The sequence below is a fragment of the Streptomyces olivaceus genome (assembly GCF_000721235.1).
Taxonomy (GTDB): domain Bacteria; phylum Actinomycetota; class Actinomycetes; order Streptomycetales; family Streptomycetaceae; genus Streptomyces; species Streptomyces olivaceus.
In genome coordinates, this window is record NZ_JOFH01000007.1 from 117,178 (window position 1) to 141,236 (window position 24,059).

At 71.2% G+C, this 24,059-nt stretch carries 17 protein-coding genes; 6 read left to right on the top strand and 11 right to left on the bottom strand.

Annotated elements, in window-relative coordinates:
- Nucleotides 1-258 precede the first annotated feature (258 nt).
- Entirely contained in the window at nucleotides 259-4,305 is a 4,047-nt protein-coding gene (eccCa, locus tag IG94_RS0110565) for a type VII secretion protein EccCa (protein WP_052410621.1), read from the top strand.
- Nucleotides 4,306-4,589: 284 nt separating this feature from the next.
- On the opposite strand, the gene IG94_RS0110570 is transcribed toward eccCa, so the two are convergent.
- From IG94_RS0110570 to IG94_RS0110585, 4 genes are all read right to left on the bottom strand, one after another.
- Complete coding sequence (locus IG94_RS0110570) at nucleotides 4,590-5,951, bottom strand: S8 family serine peptidase (protein ID WP_052410627.1); 1,362 nt, start codon at nucleotides 5,949-5,951, stop codon at nucleotides 4,590-4,592.
- A 26-nt stretch (nucleotides 5,952-5,977) separates the two neighbouring features.
- Nucleotides 5,978-9,292, bottom strand: a complete 3,315-nt coding sequence (locus IG94_RS0110575; RefSeq protein ID WP_031033849.1) for a right-handed parallel beta-helix repeat-containing protein — start codon at nucleotides 9,290-9,292, stop codon at nucleotides 5,978-5,980.
- A gap of 75 nt (nucleotides 9,293-9,367) precedes the next feature.
- Nucleotides 9,368-10,705, bottom strand: a complete 1,338-nt coding sequence (locus IG94_RS0110580; RefSeq protein ID WP_031033851.1) for an RICIN domain-containing protein — start codon at nucleotides 10,703-10,705, stop codon at nucleotides 9,368-9,370.
- Nucleotides 10,702-11,358 carry a type VII secretion system-associated protein gene (locus IG94_RS0110585; protein WP_031033854.1) on the bottom strand — a complete coding sequence of 219 codons (657 nt, stop codon included), beginning with the start codon at nucleotides 11,356-11,358 and terminating at the stop codon, nucleotides 10,702-10,704. Before IG94_RS0110585 ends, IG94_RS0110580 begins: the two co-directional genes overlap by 4 nt.
- A gap of 311 nt (nucleotides 11,359-11,669) precedes the next feature.
- On the opposite strand from IG94_RS0110585, the gene IG94_RS0110590 reads away from it, so the two are divergent.
- A complete protein-coding gene (locus tag IG94_RS0110590; protein ID WP_031033856.1) occupies nucleotides 11,670-12,659 on the top strand; it encodes a mannose-binding protein in 990 nt (329 codons plus the stop codon).
- Between the two features lie 91 nt (nucleotides 12,660-12,750).
- Here IG94_RS0110590 and IG94_RS38520 read toward each other — a convergent pair whose 3' ends face one another.
- The gene (locus IG94_RS38520; RefSeq protein ID WP_107060505.1) at nucleotides 12,751-12,906 is read right to left on the bottom strand and encodes a DUF6131 family protein; all 156 of its coding nucleotides are present in this window, start codon (nucleotides 12,904-12,906) and stop codon (nucleotides 12,751-12,753) included.
- 584 nt (nucleotides 12,907-13,490) lie between these two features.
- Between IG94_RS38520 and IG94_RS42855 the strand changes: the two genes are divergently transcribed.
- Nucleotides 13,491-14,381, top strand: a complete 891-nt coding sequence (locus tag IG94_RS42855) for a helix-turn-helix transcriptional regulator (RefSeq protein WP_031033858.1) — start codon at nucleotides 13,491-13,493, stop codon at nucleotides 14,379-14,381.
- Nucleotides 14,382-14,577: 196 nt separating this feature from the next.
- Nucleotides 14,578-15,630 (top strand): NADP-dependent oxidoreductase, encoded by a 1,053-nt coding sequence (locus IG94_RS0110605; RefSeq protein WP_031033860.1) that lies wholly within the window; start codon nucleotides 14,578-14,580, stop codon nucleotides 15,628-15,630.
- 190 nt (nucleotides 15,631-15,820) lie between these two features.
- On the opposite strand, the gene IG94_RS0110610 is transcribed toward IG94_RS0110605, so the two are convergent.
- From IG94_RS0110610 to IG94_RS0110640, 6 genes are all read right to left on the bottom strand, one after another.
- Entirely contained in the window at nucleotides 15,821-16,228 is a 408-nt protein-coding gene (locus IG94_RS0110610; protein WP_031033862.1) for a PIN domain nuclease, read from the bottom strand.
- Nucleotides 16,225-16,458: a type II toxin-antitoxin system VapB family antitoxin gene (locus tag IG94_RS0110615; protein WP_028426397.1), complete on the bottom strand. Its 234-nt coding sequence runs from the start codon at nucleotides 16,456-16,458 to the stop codon at nucleotides 16,225-16,227. The genes IG94_RS0110610 and IG94_RS0110615 overlap by 4 nt, the downstream gene beginning before the upstream one ends.
- A gap of 846 nt (nucleotides 16,459-17,304) precedes the next feature.
- Entirely contained in the window at nucleotides 17,305-17,886 is a 582-nt protein-coding gene (locus IG94_RS0110620) for a nuclear transport factor 2 family protein (protein ID WP_157852239.1), read from the bottom strand.
- A 195-nt stretch (nucleotides 17,887-18,081) separates the two neighbouring features.
- Nucleotides 18,082-18,837 carry an SDR family NAD(P)-dependent oxidoreductase gene (locus tag IG94_RS0110625; protein ID WP_031033869.1) on the bottom strand — a complete coding sequence of 252 codons (756 nt, stop codon included), beginning with the start codon at nucleotides 18,835-18,837 and terminating at the stop codon, nucleotides 18,082-18,084.
- Between the two features lie 920 nt (nucleotides 18,838-19,757).
- Nucleotides 19,758-20,129 (bottom strand): VOC family protein, encoded by a 372-nt coding sequence (locus tag IG94_RS0110635; RefSeq protein WP_031033872.1) that lies wholly within the window; start codon nucleotides 20,127-20,129, stop codon nucleotides 19,758-19,760.
- 44 nt (nucleotides 20,130-20,173) lie between these two features.
- Nucleotides 20,174-21,091 carry an alpha/beta fold hydrolase gene (locus tag IG94_RS0110640; RefSeq protein ID WP_031033874.1) on the bottom strand — a complete coding sequence of 306 codons (918 nt, stop codon included), beginning with the start codon at nucleotides 21,089-21,091 and terminating at the stop codon, nucleotides 20,174-20,176.
- 264 nt (nucleotides 21,092-21,355) lie between these two features.
- Here IG94_RS0110640 and IG94_RS0110645 point away from each other — a divergent pair, with 264 nt between their 5' ends.
- The gene (locus IG94_RS0110645) at nucleotides 21,356-22,465 is read left to right on the top strand and encodes an alkene reductase (protein ID WP_031033876.1); all 1,110 of its coding nucleotides are present in this window, start codon (nucleotides 21,356-21,358) and stop codon (nucleotides 22,463-22,465) included.
- A gap of 297 nt (nucleotides 22,466-22,762) precedes the next feature.
- Nucleotides 22,763-23,515, top strand: coding sequence for an SDR family NAD(P)-dependent oxidoreductase (locus tag IG94_RS0110650; protein ID WP_031033879.1), 753 nt, complete (start codon nucleotides 22,763-22,765; stop codon nucleotides 23,513-23,515).
- Nucleotides 23,516-24,059: the final 544 nt, after the last annotated feature.

Sequence of the window (24,059 nt, forward strand, 5' to 3'; positions counted from 1 at the left end):
GCCCGTCGGATCGGGTCGCGGACCTCGCACCGCGACTTGAATGGGAGTTGCCCGGACCGGAAGTCCCGCGCCCGTTTCCCGCCCGGAATATTCACGTGACTTCCACCGGACCGCGGGCCGCCCGGAACCGGCGCGGTACAGCCTGTCCGTCCCGGGCGCGCCGTTTGGCGGCCGGGGCGCAATGCCCAGTTGATAGCGGAGGTTCGGTCCTTGAGTGTGGTGCTGTTTCGCCGTCCCGCCCGCAGGCGCGGACCGGAGATGCCCGAAGGGCAATTGACCCTCCAGGAACCGCCGGTCCTCTCCGAGACCGTGCCGGACACCTCCACGATCTGGACATACCTGCCGATGGCACTCATGTCCATGTCGATGATGCTGATGTTCCTGCGCCCCGGCGGCGGCAACGGCGTCTTCATGTACCTGGCGCTGGGTGTCATGGCGCTCTCCGCCGCCGCCATGCTCCTCGGCCAGCTGATGCGCCGCTCCGGCGAGCGCAAGCAGCGACTGAAGGGCGAGCGCCGCGACTACCTCCGTTACCTGACGCAGATCCGCAAGCGGGTCCGGGCGACCGTCGTGGAGCAGCAGCGGGCGCTCGCCTGGCGCCATCCCGACCCCGCCTCCCTGCGGTCCCTGGCCCGCACCTCGCGCCTGTGGGAACGGCGTCCGGCCGACGAGGACTTCGGCGAGGTCCGCCTCGCGGTGGGCGAGCAGCAGCTCGCCCTCTCCCTCAACCCGGTCTCGACCCGGCCGGTCGAGGACCTGGAACCGCTGTGCGCGCACGCCCTGCGCCGCTTCATCCGCGCCTACTCGACCATCCCCGAGCAGCCCATCGGCCTCTACCTGCGCTCCTCGGCCCGCATCCTGCTGCGCCCCGAGGACGCCGCCGGCGAGGACGGCGCCGCCCCGGAGGTGCCGCCGCAGGGTCAGGCGCTCGGCGGTACGGGCGGTACGGCGGGTGCCGGAACCAGCGTACGGGCGACGAGCCCCGCCGACGAGGCGCTGGCTGCCCTGGTGCGTGCCGTGCTCGCGCAACTCGCCGTCTTCCACGCCCCCGAGGAGCTGTGGATCGCCGTCTGCGCCAGTGACGACCGGCGCTCCGACTGGGAGTGGGCGAAGTGGCTGCCGCACGTCCTGGACCCGCATGAGGAGGACGGCGCCGGGTCGGTCCGCCGGATCACCGCGGACCTCACCGAACTGGACGACCTGCTGGGCAGCGAGTTCGCCGAGCGTCCCGGCTTCGACCCGGACGCCCGGCCCGGCCGTGACGAGCCCTTCACCGTCGTCGTCCTGGACGGCGTCACCGTGCCCGAGGGTCACCGCTGGGCCGGCCACGGCTACCGCAACGCGCTGCTCCTGGACGTGTCGGGTGCCCTGCGCTGGCGTCCGGGCCGCAACACCCTGCGCCTGACGGTGGGCCCCGACACGGTCAGCCTGGTGCGCACCGACCGCAGCCGCAAGGAGCGGTCCGTGCCGCTGGGCCGTCCCGACCGGCTCGGCCCGCTGGGCGCCGAGTCCCTGGCCCGGCTGCTTACCTCCCGCCGGATCAGCCTGGGCACCGACATCGCCCAGCCGCTGGAGACGGACATCGAGCTGACCACGCTGCTGGGCATCCCCGACCTCCACCGGCACGACGCGCCGGCCCACTTCGCCCGGCAGACCGGTTCCGCGCGGCTGCGGGTGCCGGTGGCCGTCGGCGTCGACGGCCGCCCGGTCGAGCTGGACATCAAGGAGTCCGCGCAGGGCGGCATGGGCCCGCACGGCCTGCTCATCGGCGCCACCGGCTCCGGCAAGAGCGAACTCCTGCGCACCCTGGTCCTGGGCCTGGCGCTGAGCAACTCCTCCGAGACCCTCAACTTCGTCCTCGTCGACTTCAAGGGCGGCGCCACCTTCCTCGGCCTGGAGGAGCTGCCGCACACCTCCGCCGTCATCACCAACCTCGCCGACGAGGCGGCCCTCGTGGAGCGCATGCAGGACGCGCTGCACGGCGAGCTGATGCGCCGGCAGGAGCTGCTGCGCGCGGCCGGCAACCACACGTCCGCCCTGGAGTACGAGCGGGCCCGCGCGGGCGGCGCCGATCTGACCCCGCTGCCCAGCCTGTTCGTGGTGGTCGACGAGTTCAGCGAACTGCTGTCCTCCCACCGCGAGTTCATGGACCTGTTCGTGATGATCGGCCGCCTCGGCCGGTCGCTCGGCGTCCACCTGCTGCTCGCCTCGCAGCGCCTGGACGAGGGCCGCATGCACCAGTTGGAGAGCCACCTGTCCTACCGGATCGGCCTGCGCACCTTCTCCGCGATGGAGAGCCGCGGTGTGCTGGGCGTGCCGGACGCCTACCAGTTGCCCGCCGCACCCGGCAACGGCTACCTGAAGTCCGGTGTGGAGTCGCTGACCCGGTTCCGCGCCGCCTACTCCTCGGGCACCTACGCCCGCCGTACCGGCGCGGTGGCCCGGGCCCGGGTCGCCAGCCAGGTGGTGCCGTGGACCAGCGGCTGGGTCGTGCCGCGTGCCCCGGAGCCGACGGCGGAGCCGGAGCCGGCCGCCGAGGAGGCCGGCGAGGAGGAGACCCTGCTCGCGGTGGCCCTGGACCGGCTGCGCGGGTCGGGTCCCGCCGCGCACCAGGTATGGCTGCCGCCGCTGGACACGCCCGTGCCGCTGGACACGCTGCTGCCCGGCATCGCCGCCGACCCCGAGCGGGGCCTGACCGCGGCCGGCTGGCACGGCACCGGCCGGCTGCGCGTGCCGGTCGCCCTGGTCGACAAGCCCTTCGAGCAGCGCCGCGACCCGCACGTCGTGGACCTGTCCGGGGCCGGCGGCCACGTCGCGATCGCGGGCGGTTCGCAGAGCGGCAAGTCCACCCTGACCCGCACCCTGATCACGGCCCTCGCGCTCACCCACACCCCGGCCGAGGTGCAGTTCTACTGCCTCGACTTCGGCGGCGGCGGCCTCTCCCAGCTGGCCTCGCTCCCGCACGTCGGCGGCGTCGCGGCCCGGCTCAACCCGGAGCGCGTGCACCGGGCCGTCGCCGAGGTGATGACGCTGCTGGCCCGCCGCGAGCAGTTCTTCGTGGACCACACCGTCGACTCGATGCAGTCCTACCGGCGCCGCCGGGCCGCCGGGGAGTTCCCCGACGAGCCCTTCGGCGACGTGTTCATGGTGGTCGACGGCTGGTCGACGGTCCGCCAGGACTACGACGACCTGGTGCCGAAGTTCAACGAGCTGGCCGCGCGCGGCCTCAACTACGGCATCCACCTGCTGATCAGCACGACCCGCTGGGTGGAGCTGTCGGCGCAGGTCCGCGACCAGTCCGCCACCCGCCTGGAACTGCGGATGGGTGACCCGATGGACTCCGAGGTCGACACCCGCAAGGCGCGCTCGGTGCCCCGCACCGGAGGGCGCGGCATCACCCCCGACACCAAGATGCACTTCCTCGCCGGTCTGCCCCGCATCGACGGCAGCGGCTCCCTGGAGGACCTCGGCGAGGGCGTCGCCCACCTGGTCTCCGAGATCTCCCGGCACTGGACGGGCCCGTCCGCCCCGCAGGTCCGGATGCTGCCGCACCGGCTGCCGGTGGCCGAACTCCCCGCCCCGCAGCCCACGGAGGGCGGCGGTATGCGGCTGGCGCTCGGCATCGACCAGGACGCCCTGGAGCCGGTCTGGCACGACTTCAGCCGCACGCCGCACCTGACCGTGATCGGCGACACCGAGAGCGGCAAGACCAACCTGATGCGCCGGATCACCGAGGGCATCACCGCCCGGTACGCGCCCAACGAGGCGAAGATCATCGTGGTCGACTACCGCCGTACGCTGGTGGACACGATCCCCGAGGAGTACCGCATCGGGCACGTCATCTCCCTGGACAACCTCAAGGAGACGGTCGAGGGCGCGGCCCGCGCTCTGAAGACCCGGGTGCCCGGAGCGGACATCGCCCCGTCCCGGATGCGCCGGTGCGACTGGTGGACGGGCCCCCGCCTGTTCGTCCTCGTCGACGACTACGACATGGTCTCCGGCAACTCCTTCCAGAGCCCGTTCGAGCCGCTCTTCGAGCACCTGACCCTCGGCTTCGAGATGGGCCTGCACCTGGTCGTCGCCCGCAGCGCGATGGGCGCGGGGCGGGCCATGAGCGACGCGCTGCTGCGCCGCCTCGACGAGGCCAACAACCCGGGGGTGCTGCTGTCCTGCCCGCCCACCGAGGGCAACCTGTTCGGCAACACCAAGCCGCGCAACCTCCCGCCCGGCCGCGCCCTGCACGTCGCCCGCCGCAAGGCACGGCTGATCCAGACGGCACTGGTGGAGGACGCGCCGGAGAGCTGAGACCAGCGGTGCGCGGGAGCGCCCGGGGCGGCCACTCAGGTGGCGGCCCCGGGCGTTCCGGCGTCCGGCGGAGGGGCGGGCGTCCCCCGGTGCTGCCCGGCCCCGGCGCGCGGCCACGCCGTACGAAGCGGCGGCCGGGCGCACAGGGAAACCTCCTCGTGGGCGGGACCGGGCACACCGGCGTGGCACCTCTCGCCCGCCGGGCCCGCATGCGTCCATACGGATCCGCCCGGATCCGTACGAATCCGTACGAGTCCGGGCGGAACGGGACGCGGTGCCGGTGCTCAGTCCCGGGCGGTGTCCGCCGGGCGCCAGCCGCGGGCGCGGGCGCGCGGGACGGCGACGACGGCCCAGAGCACGGCGAGGACACCGGCGGCGCCGAGCAGCACGAAGACGGTGGCGCGGTCCGCGGCCCCGTCGGCGTCGGCGGTGTCCCGTACGGTCACCGGCCCCGCCTCGGTCCGCGGCCGGGCGCCGGCGTCCGCGTCCGCGTCGCCGAGCACCGTGGTGACGGCGGCGTAGGCGTCCAGCTGCGGGATGTCCGCCGGGTAGGCGGTGGCCGTCAGCCGGTGGACGATCTCCCCGGGGGTGTCGTCCGGGCGGGCGGCACGGAGCACCGCGGCGGTCCCGGCGGTGTACGCGGCGGCGACCGAGGCACCGGCCCCCAGGTAGTGGCCGTTTCCGCGCGGGCCGCCGGAGACCACCCCGGCGCCGGGCGCGGCCAGGTCGACGCCGTCGGTGGGCAGGGCGTCGCCCGGGCGGGCGCCGCTGGGCAGCATGTCGGCGACGGAGAGGACGCCCGGCTCACCCGCCGGGTAGTAGGTGCGGGTCGGCGTCTCCTGCGTGGCGTTGGCGTTCGGCGGGTCGGGCGTGGCGGCGGCGACCACCACCGCGCCCGCGTCGAGGGCGTCGGCGACCGCCGAGGTCAGCTCCTTGTCCCGCTTGTACAGGGCCACCCCGATGGCGATGACGTCCGCGTCGGCGGCGGTCGCGTCCCGCACCGCCCGGGCGACCAGCGCGGCGTCGGCCGTGCCGCGCTCGTCGGTGCCGCGCAGGGCGAGCAGCTTCGCACCCGGCGCGACGCCGGGCAGCCGGGTGTCGCCCCAGCCCTCCCCGACGATCAGCCCGGCCAGGAAGGTGCCGTGTCCGACGCAGTCGTCGCCGGCGTCTCCCCGTGCGGTGACCCGGTCGCCGAGCCCGGCGGCGCCGGCCCGGACCCCGGTGTCGACGAGGGCGACGGTCGTGCCCGCTCCGGCGCCGTGCTGGTGCACCCGGGCCAGGTCGAGGCGCTGGCGCGACCAGTCCTGCTTCTCGGCCTTCTCGGGCGAGGCCGCGGTGCACGGCACGCCCTGGGTGCCGGGATCGAAGGCGGAGGGCATCGGCGGCAGCCCCTGGCTCTTGCCGTCGGCGGCGGGCACCGCGCGCGGGGCCCCGGCCACGGCGGCCCGCGTCCCCGCGGACCCGGCCACGGCGTGCGCCCCGTCCGCGACCCCGGCCGCGGCGGACACCGCGCCCCCGGGCTCCGCCGCGGCGGGCGCGGCCACCGGCAGCAGCACTGCGGCGGCCAGCGCGACGCCGCACAGCGGACGCCCCGCACCCGGCCCGCGGCGCGCCGGCGCGCCGCCTTCACGGCCGCGGCGCTCCACCGTGCCGCCTACGCGGTCGCGGCGCCTCACCGGGCCGCCTTCGGGGTCGCCGCGGTGACGTCCTCGGGCAGCAGGACCCGCAGGTCCTCCAGGGTGGGCGCGGCGAGCGAACTGAGCCGTCCGGCCTGCCGGGTGACCATCGACTCCACCACCTGCCGGGCCAGCCGGGCGTTGCCGAAGGACTGGTCGCGGGGCAGCGAGTCGAAGTGCTCCCGCAGCAGCGGCCCGGTTCCGGGACCGCACTCGTAGCCCATGGCGGACGCCTGGGTGCGCACGATGGTGACCAGCTCCTCGGAGGAGTAGTCGGCGAAGGCGATCCGGCGCGGGAAGCGCGACGCCAGGCCGGGGTTGGAGGAGAGGAAGCGCTCCATCTCGCCGGTGTAGCCGGCGACGATGACCACGACGTCGTCGCGGTGGTCCTCCATCAGCTTCAGCAGCGTGTCGACCGCTTCCTGGCCGAAGTCGTTGCCGCCGCCGCGCGGGGTGAGGGTGTACGCCTCGTCGATGAAGAGGACGCCGCCGCGGGCCCGTTCGAAGACCTCCCGGGTGAGCTGGGCGGTGTGTCCGATGTACCGGCCGACCAGGTCGGCGCGGGCCGCCTCGACCAGCTGGCCGCGCGGGAGGATGCCCAGCTGGCTGAGGATCTCGCCGTACAGCCGCGCGACGGTGGTCTTGCCGGTGCCGGGCGGGCCGGTGAAGACCAGGTGGTGGCTGAGCGAGGGCACCGGCAGTCCGGCGGCGGCGCGGTGGCGGGCCGTGGTGATGAGGTTGACCAGGTCCGTGACGTCGCGCTTGACCTCGGCGAGGCCGACCATGTCGCCGAGGCGGGTCAGCGGGTCGTTCTCCGGTACGCCGGTCCCGGCGCTCTGCTCGGCGGCGGTCGCGGAGACGTCCTCCGGCAGCAGCAGTCTGAGGTCGCGCTCGCCGACCTGCTGGAGCGTGGCGAGCCGGACCGCCTGCCGGTCCACCATCTCCTCGAAGACGCCGCGTGCGGCACGCCCGTTGCCGAACCCGGCGCCCCGGGGCATCGCGTCGAAGTGCGCGGCCAGCGCGGCCGCCGTGCCCTCACCCAGCTCGTACTGGTGCGCGGCGCACATGCTCTCCATGATGGCGACCAGCTCGGGCACGGTGTAGTTCTCGAACTCGACCGTGCGCGAGAAGCGCGAGCCCAGGCCGGGGTTGGAGGCGAGGAACCCGGTCATCTCGTCGGTGTAGCCGGCCACGATGACGACCACCTCGTCGCGGTGGTCCTCCATCAGCTTCAGCAGCGTGTCCACGGCCTCCCGGCCGAAGTCGGCGCCGCCGTGCCCGCTGTCCGAGGTGAGGGTGTACGCCTCGTCGACGAAGAGCACACCGCCCAGGGCCCGTTCGAACGTCTCGGTGGTCTTGATCGCTGTACCGCCGACGACCTGGGCGACGAGGTCGGCGCGCGAGACCTCCACGAGGTGGCCGTCGCGCAGCGACCCCAGCTCGGCGAGGATCGCGCCGTAGAGGCGGGCGACGGTGGTCTTGCCGGTGCCGGGCGGGCCGGTGAAGACCAGGTGGCGGCTCATCGGCGGCGCGGACATGCCGAGTTGCTCGCGGCGCTGGGCGAGCTGGGTGAGGTTGACCAGCGTACGGACCTGTTCCTTGACGTTGTCCAGGCCGATCAGCGCGTTCAGGGCGCCCAGCGGGCCGTCGGGCCGGTCCTGGGCGGGGCCGTCGGCGGCGCCCGAGCCCGCCGGGTCGGTGTTCTCGGCGCTGCCCGAACCCCAGGCGTCGCGCTTGCCGTTGCCGGTGCTGCTGAGGCCCTCGACGGCGAGCCGCTCGCCGGGGGCGGTCTGGACCAGGCCGCCGCCCTCGTTCTCCCGCGCGAGGCAGTTGACGAGGGAGACCGGCGCGGTGGTCTCCACCCGGAAGCCGTCCTGCGCGCCGCCGGCCACCTCGCAGCCGCTGAGCGAGGCGATCGCGCCCTCGCGCAGCAGCACGCCGTGGCCCTGCGGGGTGAGCACCGAGGTGCGGTTGGCGGTCAGTTCGCCGCCGGAGTCGACGACGATGCCCTCCGCGCCGGCGTTCTCCACGCGGAAGTCCCGGACGGTGACGCTGCCGCCGTCCTCCAGGACGAGTCCGCTGTCCACGGCGCCGGAGACACCGCCGCCGGCCAGGTACAGGGTGCTGCCGCTCGCCGCGCGCACGCCCGAGCCGCCCGGCTGCACGATCTCGCAGTCCTCGACCCGGCCGCGGGCGTCCCCGGTGGCGGTGATGCCGTCGCCCGACGGCTCCACGAGGCGGGCCCTGCGCAGCAGCGGGTTGGCCCCGGCCCGCAGCGCGATCGCCGGCGCGCCGCCGATGACCTCCAGGCGGTCCAGCTCGGCCGCCGCGTCCTCCTCCAGGAGCAGGCCGGTCTCGGCGCAGTCGCGGACGGTCAGGCCGGTCAGCGCCGGGGAGGCCGCCCCGGCGACCCGCAGGGCCACGCCCTGGGCGCCGTCGATCCAGCAGTCCTCGAAGGTGCCGCGTGCCCGGTCGGTGACGACCACGCCGTGGCCCCGGGTGCGGGAGACGCGGCAGCGGCGCAGTACCGGGTCGGTGCCCGCGGCCAGGGTGATGCCGGTGCCGGACGCCCCGGTGATCCGGACGTCCTCGAGGGTCGTACGGCCGGCGCTGCTCAGGTGGACGCCGTTGCTGGTGTCGTGCACGACCGTGCGGCTCACCGTCAGGGTGGAGTTGCCCTCCAGGGCGAGGGACGGCTTGTCGGTGGAGGAGAGGTCGCAGTCCTCCAGCGAGCCGCGGGAGTCGCCGTTGGCGAGGACGCCGTTGCCGCGGGCGTCGCGCACCGTGCAGCCGCGGACGCGGACCTCGCCCTGTTCGGCGACGACCAGGCCGCTGGTGCCGAGGTGTTCGAGGGTGCAGCTCTCCACGGTGGTCGGCGTGGTCGAGGTGACCACGATGCCCGCGCCCTGGGAGTTGCTCACCCGGCAGTCCCGCAGCGCCAGCGAACCCGTGCCGCCGGCCAGCAGCGCCGTCCAGGCGGCACCGGCTATCTCGCAGCCGTCGAGCGCGGCCTGGCCGCGCCGTACGTCCACGGCGGGCGCCTCGGCGTCGGCCCCGCGCAGGGTCAGCTCGGAGAGCATCACGGCGTCGGCGCGCAGCGCGACGACGCTGCCCGACCGGGGCCGGATCTCCACGGTGCCCCGCCCCTCGGCGGCGGTGAGGGTGACCCGGGTGTGGATCACCAGGTTCTCCGCGTACGTCCCCGGCCGGACGCTGATGAGCGCGCCGGTACGAGCCGCAGCGAGTGCCTCACCGATCGTCCGGAAACGGTCCCGGTCGTCGGGGCCGACCGACAGTACCTGGCGCGACACGCGCGAACCTCCTTGCTCAGTCTGCGTCTTGGACAGGGCCCCGGCGAACCGGGAAACGGACGACCGCCTCCCTGCTCAGACGCTCCATTTCTGGTTGTCCAGCCCCGTGCAGGTCCACAGTTGCACACGGGCCTGGGCGTTGTGGTCGTGGCCTTCGATCTCGACGCACATGCCCACGGCCGTGTTCACGAGGTCGTGGGCCTCGTTGAGCGCGAACTTCTGCGCGTCGACGCCGGTGCAGTTGGCGAGCTGGATGGGGGTGCCGTTGGCGAAGTTGGCCCCGGCGACGTCCATGCACAGCCCCTTCAGGCGGAGCGTGCCGTCGGAGGCGAACTGGAACTTCTGCGCGTCGGTGTTGTTGCAGTCCCACATCCACAGCCCCTGCCCGTCGGTGAAGGCGCTGGCGGGTACGTCGATGCAGCGGCCGGAGAGGTGGCTGTGGAACGACACGGGGAAGCCGAGGGCCGGCCCCGCGGCGGCGTTGCCCCCGTTCTTGGCAACGTCCTTCCCGGAGTCCTTGGAGCCCTGCTCCGAAGCGGCCTTCTTCTCCTTCTCCGCCTTCTCCTTCGCGGCCTTCTCCTCCGCCGCCTTCTTCTCCTTCTCGGCCCTCTCGGCCGCGGCGGCCTTCTCGGCGTCGCCGGAGTCCGTCTTCGGCGCGGGCGGCGCCTTCGGCTTCTCGGACTCCTTCTCGTCGTCCGCCGGGTCCCCGGCCTCGGGAGGGCTGACCGCGAAGTCGCCCGTCTCCTCCTCCTGGTCCCCGCCGAGGACGGTCGCCGCGGTCGTCGAGGCCCTGTCCTCCTTGTCCTCGTCGTCCGGCCCGAGGAGCAGGAACGGCACCGCGACGAGCAGCGCGCCGCCGACCGCGGCGGCGGCCAGCACGGCCCGGCCCGGCCGTCCCACCGGCCTGACGGCGTCGTCGGGCTTGTCGATGGCGGTGGCGGTCATGGTCCGCACGAGCAGCGGGAGCCGGCTCTTGGCGGCGGAGGCACCGCCGGCATCGGCGTCGGTGTCAACGCCGGTGCCGACACCTGTGCCGACACCTGTGCCGGAGTCCTCCGCGGGCCCGTCGGCGGCCTGGGCCAGAGCCAGGGCCACGGGCTCGCGCTCCGCCGCCTCGGCTTCCTCCGCCTCCTCCGCCTCCTCCGCCTCCTCTGCCTTCGGCGCCTTCTCAGCCGGGGATTCGGCCTCGCCCGCCGATGCCGTCCCGGCCTCGGGCTTCACCTCGGGAAACGATTCTGCGCCGGAACCGGAGGCCGAGCCCTCCGCCGTCGTACTGACCGGGGACTCGGATGTGGACTTGGACTTGGACTCGGGCATGGACTCGGACTCGGCGGCGGAACTCCGCTCGCCGTGGGGACCGGACTCCGCACGCGCAGCCGGAGATGTGGGGGGCTGCTGCGTCGAACGCGTCACGGGTACCTCCCTGAGGTGTGGGTCAAGGGGCCTGGGGGAACTTCGCCGCCATCCACCGGAACGCGGGCCGCCGGCACCAGGAGGGGGGCGACCGCACCGGCGTTGACCAGCAGCGAGAGGGTGGGGGAACCGGCCAGGGAGCGGGTCAGCTCCCGGGCGGGAAGGGTCTCATGGCGAAGTGTGGCGGACATGAACGCGTGTGCCGGTGAGGTGAACACCAGCACCACCGGCTCTCCGTCCTGCCCCGCGGCCGCCAGCGGAGCGCCGTCCGGTCCGGCCACGACGGTGACCTCGGCGGCCGCCAGCGCGGCGAGCGCCTCGTCCACGGAGCCGTATCCGGTGGCGGCCCGCTGTGCCGCCGCGTCGACGGGGTCGGTGGGCTCGGGCCAGCCGAGGGCCCGGGCGGAGGGGCGGTACGCGGGGTTGGCGCGGTAGGTGCCGACGTCGCCCTCGTCGCCGGACCGCCACTCCCCCAGCACCGCCCACTCCGGCGGGGTCCGCTCCTCGGGCCACTCCGGGTCCACCACGCCGATCCAGTGTCCCGGCGCCTGCCGGGCCGCGGCACGGACGGCCTCGGGTATCTCGGGGGTGTCACCGGCCTCGACGGCACCGGGCCCGGGCGACGAGGCCGGCGTGCCTGACGTGGCCTCCATCTGCTCTCCGGGCCGCATGTCCACCTGAACTCTTGAACTCTTGGTCCTTGTGACCCGACGTTGATCGGTCGGGGGCAACAGAATGCCACAACGACCTGCGCGGTGGGCATGTAGAGGCCTGCCCGAACAGGCCTCCCACGTGCCCGTTCACCGCCCGGCCCGGGGACGTTGCGGGATCAGTCACCCGCACTCGGACATAGCGACGGACCGCGTTGCCGGGGCAGGGAACCATCGCACGCCGGTACGGGCTATGTTCGATACGCCGGTACGCCGTCGGATCCGCCGCGCTCCGCCCCCAAGGAGTACATCGCATGTCCTCGCAGAAGCCCGCCTCCGGCACGAACACGACGCCGGCCTCCGGCTCTTCCCCGGACACCCCACCGTCGACCACCGCCGCACCCCCGGCGGCGGAGGAGCACACCGCGCCCGCCGCGGACCCCGCACCCGCACCCGCCTCCCCGGCGGCAGCGGCCGAGGCAGGTGAAGCAGCCGAAGCGGGCGAGGAGTCGACCGCGACGGCAGCCGCCACCGCCGAGGCGAAGGAGCCGGAGTCGGCCGGAAGGCGCACGGCCGTCGCGGCGGCCGTCGCGGCACCGCCCCCGGCCAAGACCGCCACCGGCGTCGACAACGGGCGCCCCCGCAAGCCCGTTCTGGCCGTGGCCGGGATCCTCGGCGCCGTCCTGATAGCCGTACCGCTGCTGCTGGCGGGCGGCGCGGAGGACGAGAAGCGGCCGGACAGCGCCAAGTTGGCCGCCGAGGACGCGGACACGGTGCTGGACCCGGGCTCGGCGGGCGCCGCCCTGGACGACTACGTGGCCGAGAAGCCCAGCGCGACGCCGAAGGAGAAGCCGGAGCCGAGCGCGCCGGTGAAGGCGGTCGCCCCGCCCCCGGCACCGGAACCCGCGACGAGCGCACCGGAGAAGAAGGCCGCGCCGAAGCCCGAGCCGAAGCCGAAGGCCAAGCCGTCCCCGACGCCGGACTGGACGACCTCGACGGTCCGCGCCGTCAGCACCCTGGAGGTCAACCAGGCCTGGACCACCAACCGCATCCGCATGGTGATGCAGCCCGACGGCAACCTGGTCGTCTACAACGAGAAGGGCAAGGCGACCTGGGCGTCGATGACCTTCGGCGAGAACCACCGGGCGATCTTCCAGTCCGACGGCAACCTGGTCATCCACAACGGCGAGGACCGCCCCATCTGGGCCTCCCAGACCTGGGGCAAGGAGGGCGCCGAACTGGTGCTGCGGAAGGACGGCAAGGTGGTCATCTCCCACAACGGCAACGTCGTCTGGTCCACCTGAACCGACGGGGCCGGGTTGCGCATCCGCAACCCGGCCCCGCACTTCTCCCGAGACTCCTCACCCGCTACCGCGGGCGGCAGGCACCCCGGCGTCAGAAGTAGTGCTTGCGTCCACCGACCGCGCGGCCGGTCGCACCCAGGATCCACAGGATGGCGCCCACCACGATGAGGATGCCACCGATGGTCGTCAGCAGCCCGAGACCCACAAGCAGGCCGATAATCAGCAGAATAAGCCCAAGAACGATCATTTCGAGGTTTCCCATCGTCAGGTCCACGTCAGACATCACCGTGCGTCCGAGGCGGACGACTTCGGTGCACCACTGAGGGGGCCTCACTCCATATCCCCCCAGAGCCTCGCGGTGACGGCCCTTAGTGCTGCAGCGATGCGAGTGCCCGGCAACGCGGCATCCACACCCACCGGACACCCGCCCGCGCCGGACGGACGGTGCAGCTCGGCCAAAGAGGCGGGCCCTGCGTTCGAAAGCTTTCGTCGAACCGCGTCCGCAGCCGCTCCGGCGACCCGTCGAGGATCTGCCGCGCCGCGAGTCCCGTGACGAACCACGTGACCGGACCCTCTCGTTGGCGGCGGTCGAGAACATCGGTTGAATGCGCGGCCGGGTCCGTAGCCTTGTCGTCCGCGTTTCGTGTGCCGCCGGGGGCCGTGCCGATCGAAGGGCTCGGCACGTTCGTACGTAGCACATCTGCCCGTTCCCGAGCGTTTCGCTCGTTGTCTAAGCTGAATCGGGTGCTCGAGGAAACAGATACCCGGCCATGGAGTGATGGGTTCGTACGGCCGTCCGATGCCGCAGGCTGGGAGCATCTCCTGGGGGCGGTGACCGATCTGCCGTGGTCGCTGCGCTTCCCGTCGACGTCGCCGTCGGACCCGGCCCCGGGCCCAGCCGCGGTCCAGCGTCGCTGGGTGGATGACGTCGCCTTGGTGGACTGGGAATCAGGCCCGTTCAGTGGTGTACGCGGCCCTCGTCAGATCGCGGAGACGGGAGACGACTACCTGATCGTCTCCGTGCTGGGTGCGGGGAGCGCGGTCTTCCGTCAGGATGGTCACGACTGGCTGCTGCGCCCGGGCGATGCCCTCTCCTGGGAGAGCCGCCGTCCGGCACGGGTGACGGCGCGCGAGCCCGTCGTCGTGCGCAGTCTCATCGTGCGAAGCCGTCTTCTCGATGACGCGGGATGCTGGATGCGCATGGGTGAGCCGGCGCGCGGCCCGATGCCTGAGATGCAGTTGCTGCGGAGCTATCTGGACTCCCTCAGCACATCGCTTCCCCAGCTGTCGGGCGCGGCCGTCGTCGCGGCGCGCAACGCACTGCTCGAGCTGGGCTGGGGCGCGCTGCAGTCGGCGTCGCTTCCCGCCCGGCGGGAAGCGGTGGAGCGATACCTGGAGAGTCATCTCGGCGACCGGGGCCTGTCGGCGGAACAGGTGGCGGCGGCGAACAGCATTTCGGTGCGGACCCTCACGCGGCTGTTCAGCGACGCGGGTGCCACGTTCACGGGGGTGTTGCGCGCCAAGCGGATCGCCCGGGTGCGCGAGGAACTGCTGACCGGGGACGCGACGATCGCGGCGCTGGCGCGGCGGTGGGGTTTCGTCGACAGCAGTCATCTGAACCGGCGTTTCCGGGCCGTCCACGGGATGTCCCCGCAGGAGTACCGCGGCAAGGGCGCCCGCACGCGCGACGCGCCACCGTCGGAGCCCCTCGAGGAGATCTGAGCGGGTCCGGTGGCCGGGACGGCCGCCTCGTACCGCCTCGCGGCGTGCACGTACACGGTGCTGCCGAGCGGACCCGCATACGTTGGCAGAGGCGCCCCGGAGCGGGACGCCGCGGCCGGCGCATGCGGGCCGCAGGTGCCGGCCCGGGCGGGCGACTTCGCCGCGCCCGGACCCGACTGCGAACGAGGAGACACGGATGCCCACCGCCAAGAAGAACCGAGCGTTCAGGCTGAGTAAGCGCCCCACGGGGCTCACCGAGGAACCCGGCCTGGAGTTGGTGACGACGGAGGTACCCGCGCTGCAGGACGGGCAGGCCCTGGTCCGGACGTCGATGCTCTCCGTGGACCCGTCGAGCCGGGTCTTCATGAGTGACATACGCAGCGACCTGCCTCCGGTGCGGGAGGGCGCGGTGATGCGCGGACTGGGCATCGGCCGGGTGGTCGCCTCACGGCGCACCGATCTGCCGGTCGGCGCGCACGTGTGGGGGTTCACCGGCTGGCAGGACTACCAGGTGGCCGATGACGCCGAGCTCGAGACGCCGTTCACCGTGCTGCCCGACCCCCTGCCCGCATCGCTCGAGGACCTGCTGGGTGTGCTGGGTCTGACCGGCATCACCGCCTGGCTCGCGGTGGAGATCGCCGACCCGCAGCCGGACGGAACGGTCGTGGTCTCCGCGGCCGCCGGCGCGGTGGGATCGATCGCCGGCCAGCTCGCGAAGGAACGCGGTGCACGGGTGGTCGGGCTGGCCGGAGGGCCGGACAAGTGCCGTTACGTCGTCGAGGAACTGGGGTTCGACGCCTGCGTCGACCGACGGGACCCGCACTGGCGCGACCGGCTCGACGAGGCCACCCATGACGGCATCGACGCGGACATCGAGAACGCGGGCGGGGAGATACTGGACCATGTGCTGAGCCGGATCAACACCGGAGGCCGTATCGCCATGTGCGGCATGATCGCGGACTACAGCGCCGACCCCGCCCAGCGTCATGGCATCCGCAACCTGGTGGAACTGGTCGAGCAGCGTGCCACCGCACGCGGTTTCCTGGTCACCGACCACGCCGACCGTTTCGACGAGATCACCGCGGAACTGGCTGCCCGGCTCGGCGACGGCCGACTTCGGCACGAGCGGGTCGTCCTGGACGGACTGGAGCAAGCACCGGAGGCACTCGCACGCATCTTCCGGGGCGACAGCCGCGGCAAGATCCTCGTCCGGGTCGCACCTCACGATGCCACTAGCGGCACCGACTGACGCCGGCTCGAAGTCCTCGGCGGCGAGCTGTCCGGAGGGGCGCCCGCGATGCTGGTCCGGGATCGGCTGGGCGATGGGCGGGTAGGACTCGAACCCAGGGCCGCGCTCTGGGCGCAGGTACTTTCGTCTCACGCGGGCAACAGGCTGAGGGCAGTGAGCCAGCCTCTCACGGCGCCCCACTTGGACATCGTCAGGCGCGCACGTCGCGCTGCTGCACTTCCTTGAGGACCGCCGCCACCGTGGCGAAGTCGTTGTCGACGTGGAGCACGGTCTGGCCGTGATGAACCGCGGTCGCACACACCAGAAGATCGATGGGCCCGGCGGCCCGGTGCTGTCCCTGCTGGGTGAGCTTGTACTGCGCGGTATCGACCCAGCGCCACGCGTTCTTGGGAACTGGCGAGGACTGGCAAAGAGCATCCACCTCTTCGGCCAACTCGTCGCGGTGGGCCGGACTGGTGGCCGAGTAGAGGAACTCCGCCCTCGTGGGCTCGCAGATGTGGAACACGCCCGCGGCGATGTGCCCTTCCCAGGGCAGCAACGCCCCCGGCGTGCGAAAGAGGTGCCAGAGCGCGGAGGTGTCGAGGAGGTACGTGATCACTCGAAGGCTGCCCGCCGGGCGCGCTTGGAAGCCGCATGCGCCGCAGCCGCGGCCTCGAACTCGCCCCGCTCACCCCGCGCGACCAGCTTTTCGGCAGCCTCCAACCGCTTGATGCGCGCCACGTAGTCCCGCAGAGCCCCGTTGACCGTCTCTTTCTTCGTCGAGACACCCATGAGCCGCATCGCCTCGGCCAGCGCCTCGTCATCAAGATCGACCTGGGTAACAGACATACCAGCCACTCCTCACCGAGAGTCCGTGATGTACATAACTACGATACATCACCAACATTCCCTTGCGCGGGCCATCAGGCACGAGGCAGACGCGACCCGATCGCCGACAGACCCCCGCAAGCCACAGTCACGGGCACCACACCCCCGGCCTGGCCGCAACCCGAAAAGCGGGACCACTTCGCCGGGGAACCACGGGTACGGATGCTCGGTGCAGGTGAACCCTCACGGGAGGGCCGTAGGACCGTTCCACGAGGCTCCAAGAAAGCGTCGCTACAACCTCCAGGTCAAAGCCGCTTAGAGGTCACCTTCGATGCGCGAGAATCCGCGGTCGCCACACCATCGTGAGGCGAACGCCACACGCGAAACTCCACCCACAAACGCGTTTACCCAGGTCAGAACGGTCCTGTCTGGGGACGCTCGGTGGGGCGGGTGGGACTCGAACCCATAAGAGTGACGCCTCCCACCTGCAACGATGCCAAAACAACGGACAAAGCGGCCCGTTTCCGTCCGACTGCGTCCCGCTCGGTCCGGCTCGAACGGGGGTTGGTTAGGCGTTCGCCACACCGCCCCTGTACACGTACAACAACTGGCTCCGAGGAGCGCAGAAAGAATCCCCGGCCGCGTTCCTGACTCCTCCTACGAGACGGGAAAGACTACCGGCCTCGACCTGCCCCCTGTCACGCTGCGTAGTGCTCGAGTTCCATGCCGGCGCGGAGCGGCCCACTTTGCCGGCTGCGCCGGGCTCGGCTGCATCGCCGTCCCTAGCGGAGAGCGGACCAGCAAGCTACCGCTGAGCCCGGAGTCGGCCCTCTCGCCACTGGAGCGGCCGCTCAATCCGGCAGGAGTTCAGGCACCTGTGACCACGCTCGGCTCACCCGTGGTCCACAAGGTGTGCAATACACGGCGGTCGATGCGCCACCCGTTGTCGGTGCGGACGAATGAGTCCGTGTACGTGCCGCCGGTGTGGTAGAAACCGGTGCCGCGGTGGTGGTGGGCGATGATCTGTGTTCGCGTGCGTACTCCCTCGTCGGAGGCCTCGATCCAGATCGCTCCCAGGAAGTGCTGGGTGGCATCGAGCCGCCTCATGAGGTCGCCGATGGCACCTGCGATCTCGTTCGCGCCCCGGGCCAGCACGCCGGTGAAGTCCTCGCCGCCCGGGATGTAGCTCTCAAAGGTGTTTTCGAGCTCTGCGGTGTCGGTGAACGCGTCCGCAAGCTGACCGAAGTCACGGCTGTCCAGCGCCTCGACATATCCAAGGATCACCGACCGGATCTCTGCTTCGTCGCGACCGTCGATCTGCTGGGTGTTCTGCGTCATTACCCTTTTCCTTTGCTTCTGTGGTGCATGAATTGGTCGTTGGTGGACGGGAGAAGTCAGGTCGGGGAGCAGCACGTCGCTGGCGTGCTGCGTGTCGATGTACTCGTCCACACAGGCGACGCCGTCATCGCGGTCGCCGCGCCGCGGTGGCCCTGTTGGAGCAGCGTCTCGGTGAGTGACTGCCCCAGGCCTGCTCAGGCGGCGGTGATGTGCCAGGTGTGGGGATCGCGTGTCATGTCCGTACCTCCTGGGCGGCCGGCTTGTAGCGGCCCGTCCGGTCGCGTGGTCGGTGGTGGGGGTGTGCGGTCACATCTGTCCCAGGCCGCCGTCGACGAAGAGTTCGGCGCCCGTGGTGAAGGAACTCTGGTCGGAAGCCAGGAACACCGCGGTGGCGGCCACTTCCTCGGGACGGCCGATGCGGGCCAGGGGGATGCTGCTGCCCATCTGGTCCCTGACCTGCTGCCGGGACTCGTCGTCGTGCGCCCCGGCCGCGACGTAGGTGGCAGGGGTATCGATGGGGCCAGGGCTCAAAATGTTGACGCGGATGCCGCGTTCAGTCAGTTCGTAGGCCCAAGAACGGCCCAGGCTGCGCAGGGCGGCCTTGGTCGCGCCGTACAGGCTCATCTGGGGAACGTTGCGGGAGGCGCTGACCGAACCGACGAGGATGATGGAGCCGCCGTTCGTCATCAGAGGCAGGGCCTTCTGCACGGTGAACAGCGCTCCGGCCACGTTGACGGAGAAATGCCGGTCGTAGTCTTTCTGAGTGATCTCGGTCAGAGGGAGCACGCTGCCGCCGCCCGCATTGACGAAGACGATGTCCAGCCGGCCGTGACGTTGCCTGATCGCGCTGATTACCTGGTCGATGGCATGAGGGTCGGCGACGTCGCCCTGGACGCCGGCGGCCTGGGTGCCGAGGTTCTCGACGGCGGCATCAAGTTCCGGTCGCCGTCGGCCGGTTATGTAGACGAAGGCTCCCTCCTTGATGAAGCGCCGGGCGGTGGCCAGGCCGATACCTGCCGTGCCGCCGGTGATGAGAGCGACCCTGTCGGACAGCTGTCCCATGATCAGTTCCTCCTTCTGGTGTTGTGGCCGAGGGCCTGTGGTGTGCGTTGTTTCGGGTAGGAGATCGGAGCTGTCGGGCAGGCTCCGCCACCGGGCGGGTGAAGGTCGAACAGGCCCAGAAGCGTGGCGGCGAAGGTCGTGGCTGCCGCTTCGCAGAAGGTCGGGCCCGGGCTGGCGGGGAAGGTGGCGGCGTTGTCACCTGCGACATGGACGCGACGGTGATCGCGAAGCCGAGGGAGCCTGCGACCTGCTGGGTGGTCTGGAGTAGGCCTGACATGGAGCCGGCGTCTTCCGCTTCCGGACCGGGCCTGATCACCACTGCGGTCGGGGTGAAACCCATGGCCGCCCCGACGCTTTGGATGAGCAGCGCGGGCAGGACGGCCCGTGGCGTAGCTGCCGGCGGAGTCGAGGGCCGGGAAGCGACGAACTCACCGTGACCAGGAGCGCCCCAGTGAGCGTGAGTGAAAGCGAAGCCCGACGTCAGGTGCCGAACCGCAGCGTGCGTTGGCAGTACTGCACGACCACGAAGAGGATGGCCGATTGGGTGCCGCCGATGAGCCACGATGGCCGGCCTTCAGCCCAGCAGCAGTACTGCTGCGAGAACGAAGGACGGGATCGGCCAGGGGACTCAGTGGTATGGATGAAACCGTAGACGAGCGCGAGGGGCCCGTTGGTGGCGGTGGCATCCACGTGTTCCCGAACATCGCCACCGACCGCCCCCGCGTCAGCAAAGCCGGGGCCGACACCGGCTAACCCACCAGGTCACGCCCGGCCCGCCCCGCACCAAATACCCTCGGTGGAACGGGGCCCTCTTCAAGGCGGGACGACCGCTACTGTCCCGGACGAGCGCAAGCAGGAAAACGCGGCGTCATCATCATTTCCGCTTAGGCCCTCGCTCGTACCGGTTACGCCGAGCGGCATCAGGCCGGGTTCTCGCAGAAGGCCTCCACGTTGTTGCCGTCCGGGTCCCGCACGAAGGCGGCGTAGTAGCTGTCGTGGTACTGCGGCCACACCTTCGGCTGGTGCAGAACCGGCGCCCCCTGGGCCACGGCCGCGGCGTAGAAGGCGTCGACCGCGTCACGGCCGGGCGCCGCGAAGCCGAGGTGCGTCTCGCGGGAGGGCGATGCCGGTCCGACGACCGGACCGATCCAAAACTCGGGGCGCCCGGGCCCGTAGCCGATACGCTGCTGGTGCTCGATACGACGGCTGGCGCCCAGAGGTGCGAGCACGGCGTCGTAGAACGCCGCGCTCTTCTCGGGATCGGCGACCTGGATCTCCACGTGGTCCAGCACGTTTTCCTCCTTATGGGGGTGGTGCGGAGTGGGGACGGTAACGATCAGTCCTGGTAGTCGAAGAAGGTCTTGATCTCCCCGAGTACCCGTCCGGGTGCCTCGTGCAGGAGCCAGTGCCCCACTCCCTCGACAGGGCTGCCTGTCGCCTGCGGAGCGGCGTCCTTGAGCGCAGTGTGGAACGTGTCGAAGAGTTGCGCCTGGGCGATGATGTGGACGGGCATGTCCAGGGGCTTGCGCATGAGGCGGCGGTTGTCGGCCTCGTCCTGCGGCCATGCCTGGTAGTAGCGCGACCCGTTGTGCAGCACGCCCGGCCGGCCGTAGACCCGCGCGTACTCGTCGAGGCTCTTCTCCGGGGCTGGTGCGCCGAGCAGTTGATAGAAGTACGACAGGAAGAGGCGCTCCTGTCCGGCCACGAGCTGCTCGAAGAGCGGTTCCTGCTGGAAGAAGGAGAAGTGGAACGACAGCGGCTTGAGCTGGTCGAAGGTGAGTGAACCGCCGACGAGGCCGAAGTCCATGATCATCAAGCCGCCGAACTGTTCGGGCCACTGAGCCGCAAGGGCATAAGCGACGGCGCTGCCGAAGTCGTGCGCGACCAGCTGCACCCCTTCCTGGTGGCCGAGGTGGAGGAGCAGGCGGTGCACGTAGCGGGCGAGCGTGGCCTTGTCGTGCGAGGGTAGCTCGCCGGTGGTGTCCCCAAGTCCCGGCAGATCCACGGCGATGACCGTGTGACCCGGCAGCAGGTCGGGCATGATCGCCCGATATTCGTACCAGCTCTCCGAGAAGCCGTGGAGCAGCACGATGGTGCGGGGGCCGTCGCCTCCGACGACGTAGTGCATCTGAAGGCCGTCGATGGTGGTGAAGCGGTGCTCGAAGTGCTGAGCGAACTCCGGGTCACCACGGGTGGCGGCGTCGTAGCCCTCACTCAACGGGGCTTCTGAAAGGGAGTGGAGGTGTGCGGGCATGAGGGGTGCTCCTGAAAGTTGACAGGGGGTGCCGGTCGGCGCGTTAATGTAACGAACCTTGATACAGCTTACACATCGTCGCACTGCCCGGAACGGCCGTCCCGCGGAGCAAGGAAAAGTGGGCCCGTGAGGGCTCCTGGCCGTTGACCCAAGGGGGCGTAGCCCTCCGGCGAGTGGTGATGGAACGGACCGAGCGCTCCCGCACCACACCGCAGCAGCCGGCCCCACCCGTGCGTGCACCCATCCCGGAACGGAGTCACATCAATGACGTCGGCAGCGACATCCGCGAAGCCGTCCCTCTTCACGCCCGATTCACTCGGAGACATCAAACTCGCGAACCGTGTCGCGATGGCCCCGCTGACTCGGATGCGGTCGGGTTCCTCCGGCGTCCCCGGTGACCTGATGGTCGAGCACTACCGGCAGCGAGCGAGCCTCGGTCTGATCGTCACCGAGGGCGTCTACCCCAGCCGCGAGTCGCAGGCCTTCGTGGGGCAGCCGGGCATCGTCACTGACGAGCAGGTGGCCGGCTGGCGGCGGGTGGCCGAGGCGGTGCATGCTCAAGGCGGCCGCATCGTGATGCAGGTCGTGCACGCCGGTCGCGTCACCCACCCCGATGTCAACGGAGGGCTGCGCATCCTGGCTCCCAGCGCGATCGCGATCAACGGTGAGGGACACACGGAGAAGGGCAAGCAGCCTTACCCGGTGCCGCAGGCACTGACCGTCCCGGAAGCCCGAGCAGCACTCGAGGACTTCGTCACGGCCTCCCGCCGGGCGATCGAGGCCGGCTTGGACGGCGTAGAGGTCCACGCCGCCAACGGATACCTGCTGCACGAGTTCCTCTCCCCGGCGTCGAACCACCGCACCGACGAGTACGGCGGTACACCGACGAACCGGGCCCGCTTCGTCGTCGAGGTGGTCACGGCGGTGGCGAAGGCCGTCGGCGCCGGGCGGGTCGGGTTGCGAATTTCACCCGAACGCAACATCAAGGACGCCTTGGAGACCGACAGGGACGACGTCCTGGCCACCTACGGCCACCTGCTCGACCAACTGCGCCCGCTGGGCCTGGCCTACCTTTCCCTCCTGCACAAGGAGCTGGGAGGAGACCTGGCTCAGCAGTTGCGCCGGCGCTTCGGGGGCAAGTTGATGGCCAACAGCGGGTCCGCCTCGATCACCACGCGCGAGGAAGCGGTGGAGCTGATCGAGGCCGCTCACGCCGATGTCGTGGCCGTGGGTCGAGCGGCCATCGCCAACCCCGACCTGGTGGAGCGCTGGCGGGGCGAGCACGTGGAGAACGTGCCGCGCCCGGCACTCTTCTACACATCCGGTCCCGAGGGGTACACCGACTACCCGTTCCTCCAGGGCGGACAGAACTAGGGACACGGGCGGGCCCGAGCCTGCCGTCGTCCGGCGCGGCCCGCTCGCCTTTATGGTCTGTCCCCGGGCTGCCACAAGGTCGCGTCGCGGCACCACGGCGTGACAGTGCGGCGAGGTGAGGGGGCGGCGGCACACCGCTGATGCGGGTCGCCGCCGACACCCACGGCAAAGTGTAATCAAAGCTGTTATATTTTATTTGAGCGGCTGGTGCAGCACCTCCGGCGTCCTTCACTGGAGGTGGCGGGCCCCCCGCAGCCTGCAGAGCCAGCCTCAGAGCAATTCTCCAAGGAGTGGGCAATGGGACAGCTTGACGGAAAGATCGCCCTGGTCACGGGCGGTACCACTGGTATCGGCCTGGGCGCAGCCAAGCGTTTCGCACGGGAAGGCGCCACCGTCTACGTCACGGGGCGCCGCAAGTCCGAGCTCGATGCCGCTGTGGCAGCGATCGGCGCGGACGCCGTGGGAGTGCAGAGCGACGTGTCCAGGCTCGATGATCTCGACGCCCTGTTCGCGACCATCAGGGAGCGCAGCGGACGGCTCGATGTGCTGTTCGCGAACGCAGGAGTGGGCGGCGTCACAGGCTTCGCAGACGTGACAGAGGAGGAGTACGAGCGAACGTTCGACATCAACGTCAAGGGCATGTTCTTCACTGTGCAGAAGGCGCTCCCGCTCCTTCCCGAGGGTGCCTCTGTCATCCTCACCTCCTCGACCAATGCCTCCCAGGGCATTCCGGCGATGAGCGTCTACAGCGCCACCAAGGCGGCTGCGCGCAACTTCGCCCGGTCTTGGGCGGCCGAGCTGGCGGGACGCAAAATTCGGGTCAACTCGATCAGCCCCGGCCCCGTCGAGACCCCCGGTCTCCTGCGCTTCGCGGGCGATGACGCCGATGCGCAGCGCGAACTCAAGGAAAACTTCGCCAGCTCCATTCCCATGGGGCGGGTAGGGCACGTGGACGAAGTGGCCTCCGCCACCGTCTTCCTCGCTTCCGACCAGAGCTCGTTCACCACGGGTGCCGAACTCTTCGTCGATGGCGGCCTCGCCCAGGTCTAGGAAGCAGACGGCCCGCAGGCCGTTTCACCGCGGACTGGGCAGCAGCGAAACCGTCCTTCCGGCCGTGCGGAACCCTGCAGGAAGTGCGCACGGCGGTATGCATGGGCGCCCCAGCTGCCCGCCTCCGTAGGCGCGCACGGTCGCACTGCCCAGGCGCGGTGACCATGAAATACCGGTGCAACGTCGGTCGTTATGCTTTCCAGCGCAGGCGGAGCGGGGAGCTTCCTCGTGGAAAAGAGGTCAGGGGCGTGCGGCGTGTGCGCGAAAGGTCGCATGAGTCCGGCCATGCACATCCTGACCTGGCTGGCGTGCGACCGGCGCGGCATCGACAAAGGGGACGCAACGCCCCAGCGCATCACCGTTTCCCTCAGCGATCCCCTCGGCCAGAAGCTTGACCAGTGGTCCCTGTCGGGCGTGAGCGATATCCGCACAGCAGGGACGAACGGCGCAGCCCAGCTCCGCGAGCAACGTCGGCACGTGACTTGCCACGGGTGGCCTGCGTCACGATCGCGGACGCCCGAGCGGCATGCGACACCGCTAGAGC

Bases quoted from the DNA above. Each gene is read 5' to 3' on its own strand.
- eccCa (WP_052410621.1), top strand. From the start codon at position 259: ATGCCCGAAGGGCAATTGACCCTCCAGGAACCGCCGGTCCTCTCCGAG.
- IG94_RS0110585 (WP_031033854.1), bottom strand. From the start codon at position 11,358: ATGGAGGCCACGTCAGGCACGCCGGCCTCGTCGCCCGGGCCCGGTGCC.
- IG94_RS0110590 (WP_031033856.1), top strand. From the start codon at position 11,670: ATGTCCTCGCAGAAGCCCGCCTCCGGCACGAACACGACGCCGGCCTCC.
- IG94_RS38520 (WP_107060505.1), bottom strand. From the start codon at position 12,906: ATGATCGTTCTTGGGCTTATTCTGCTGATTATCGGCCTGCTTGTGGGT.
- IG94_RS0110605 (WP_031033860.1), top strand. From the start codon at position 14,578: ATGCCCACCGCCAAGAAGAACCGAGCGTTCAGGCTGAGTAAGCGCCCC.
- IG94_RS0110615 (WP_028426397.1), bottom strand. From the start codon at position 16,458: ATGTCTGTTACCCAGGTCGATCTTGATGACGAGGCGCTGGCCGAGGCG.
- IG94_RS0110625 (WP_031033869.1), bottom strand. From the start codon at position 18,837: ATGGGACAGCTGTCCGACAGGGTCGCTCTCATCACCGGCGGCACGGCA.
- IG94_RS0110640 (WP_031033874.1), bottom strand. From the start codon at position 21,091: ATGCCCGCACACCTCCACTCCCTTTCAGAAGCCCCGTTGAGTGAGGGC.
- IG94_RS0110645 (WP_031033876.1), top strand. From the start codon at position 21,356: ATGACGTCGGCAGCGACATCCGCGAAGCCGTCCCTCTTCACGCCCGAT.
- IG94_RS0110650 (WP_031033879.1), top strand. From the start codon at position 22,763: ATGGGACAGCTTGACGGAAAGATCGCCCTGGTCACGGGCGGTACCACT.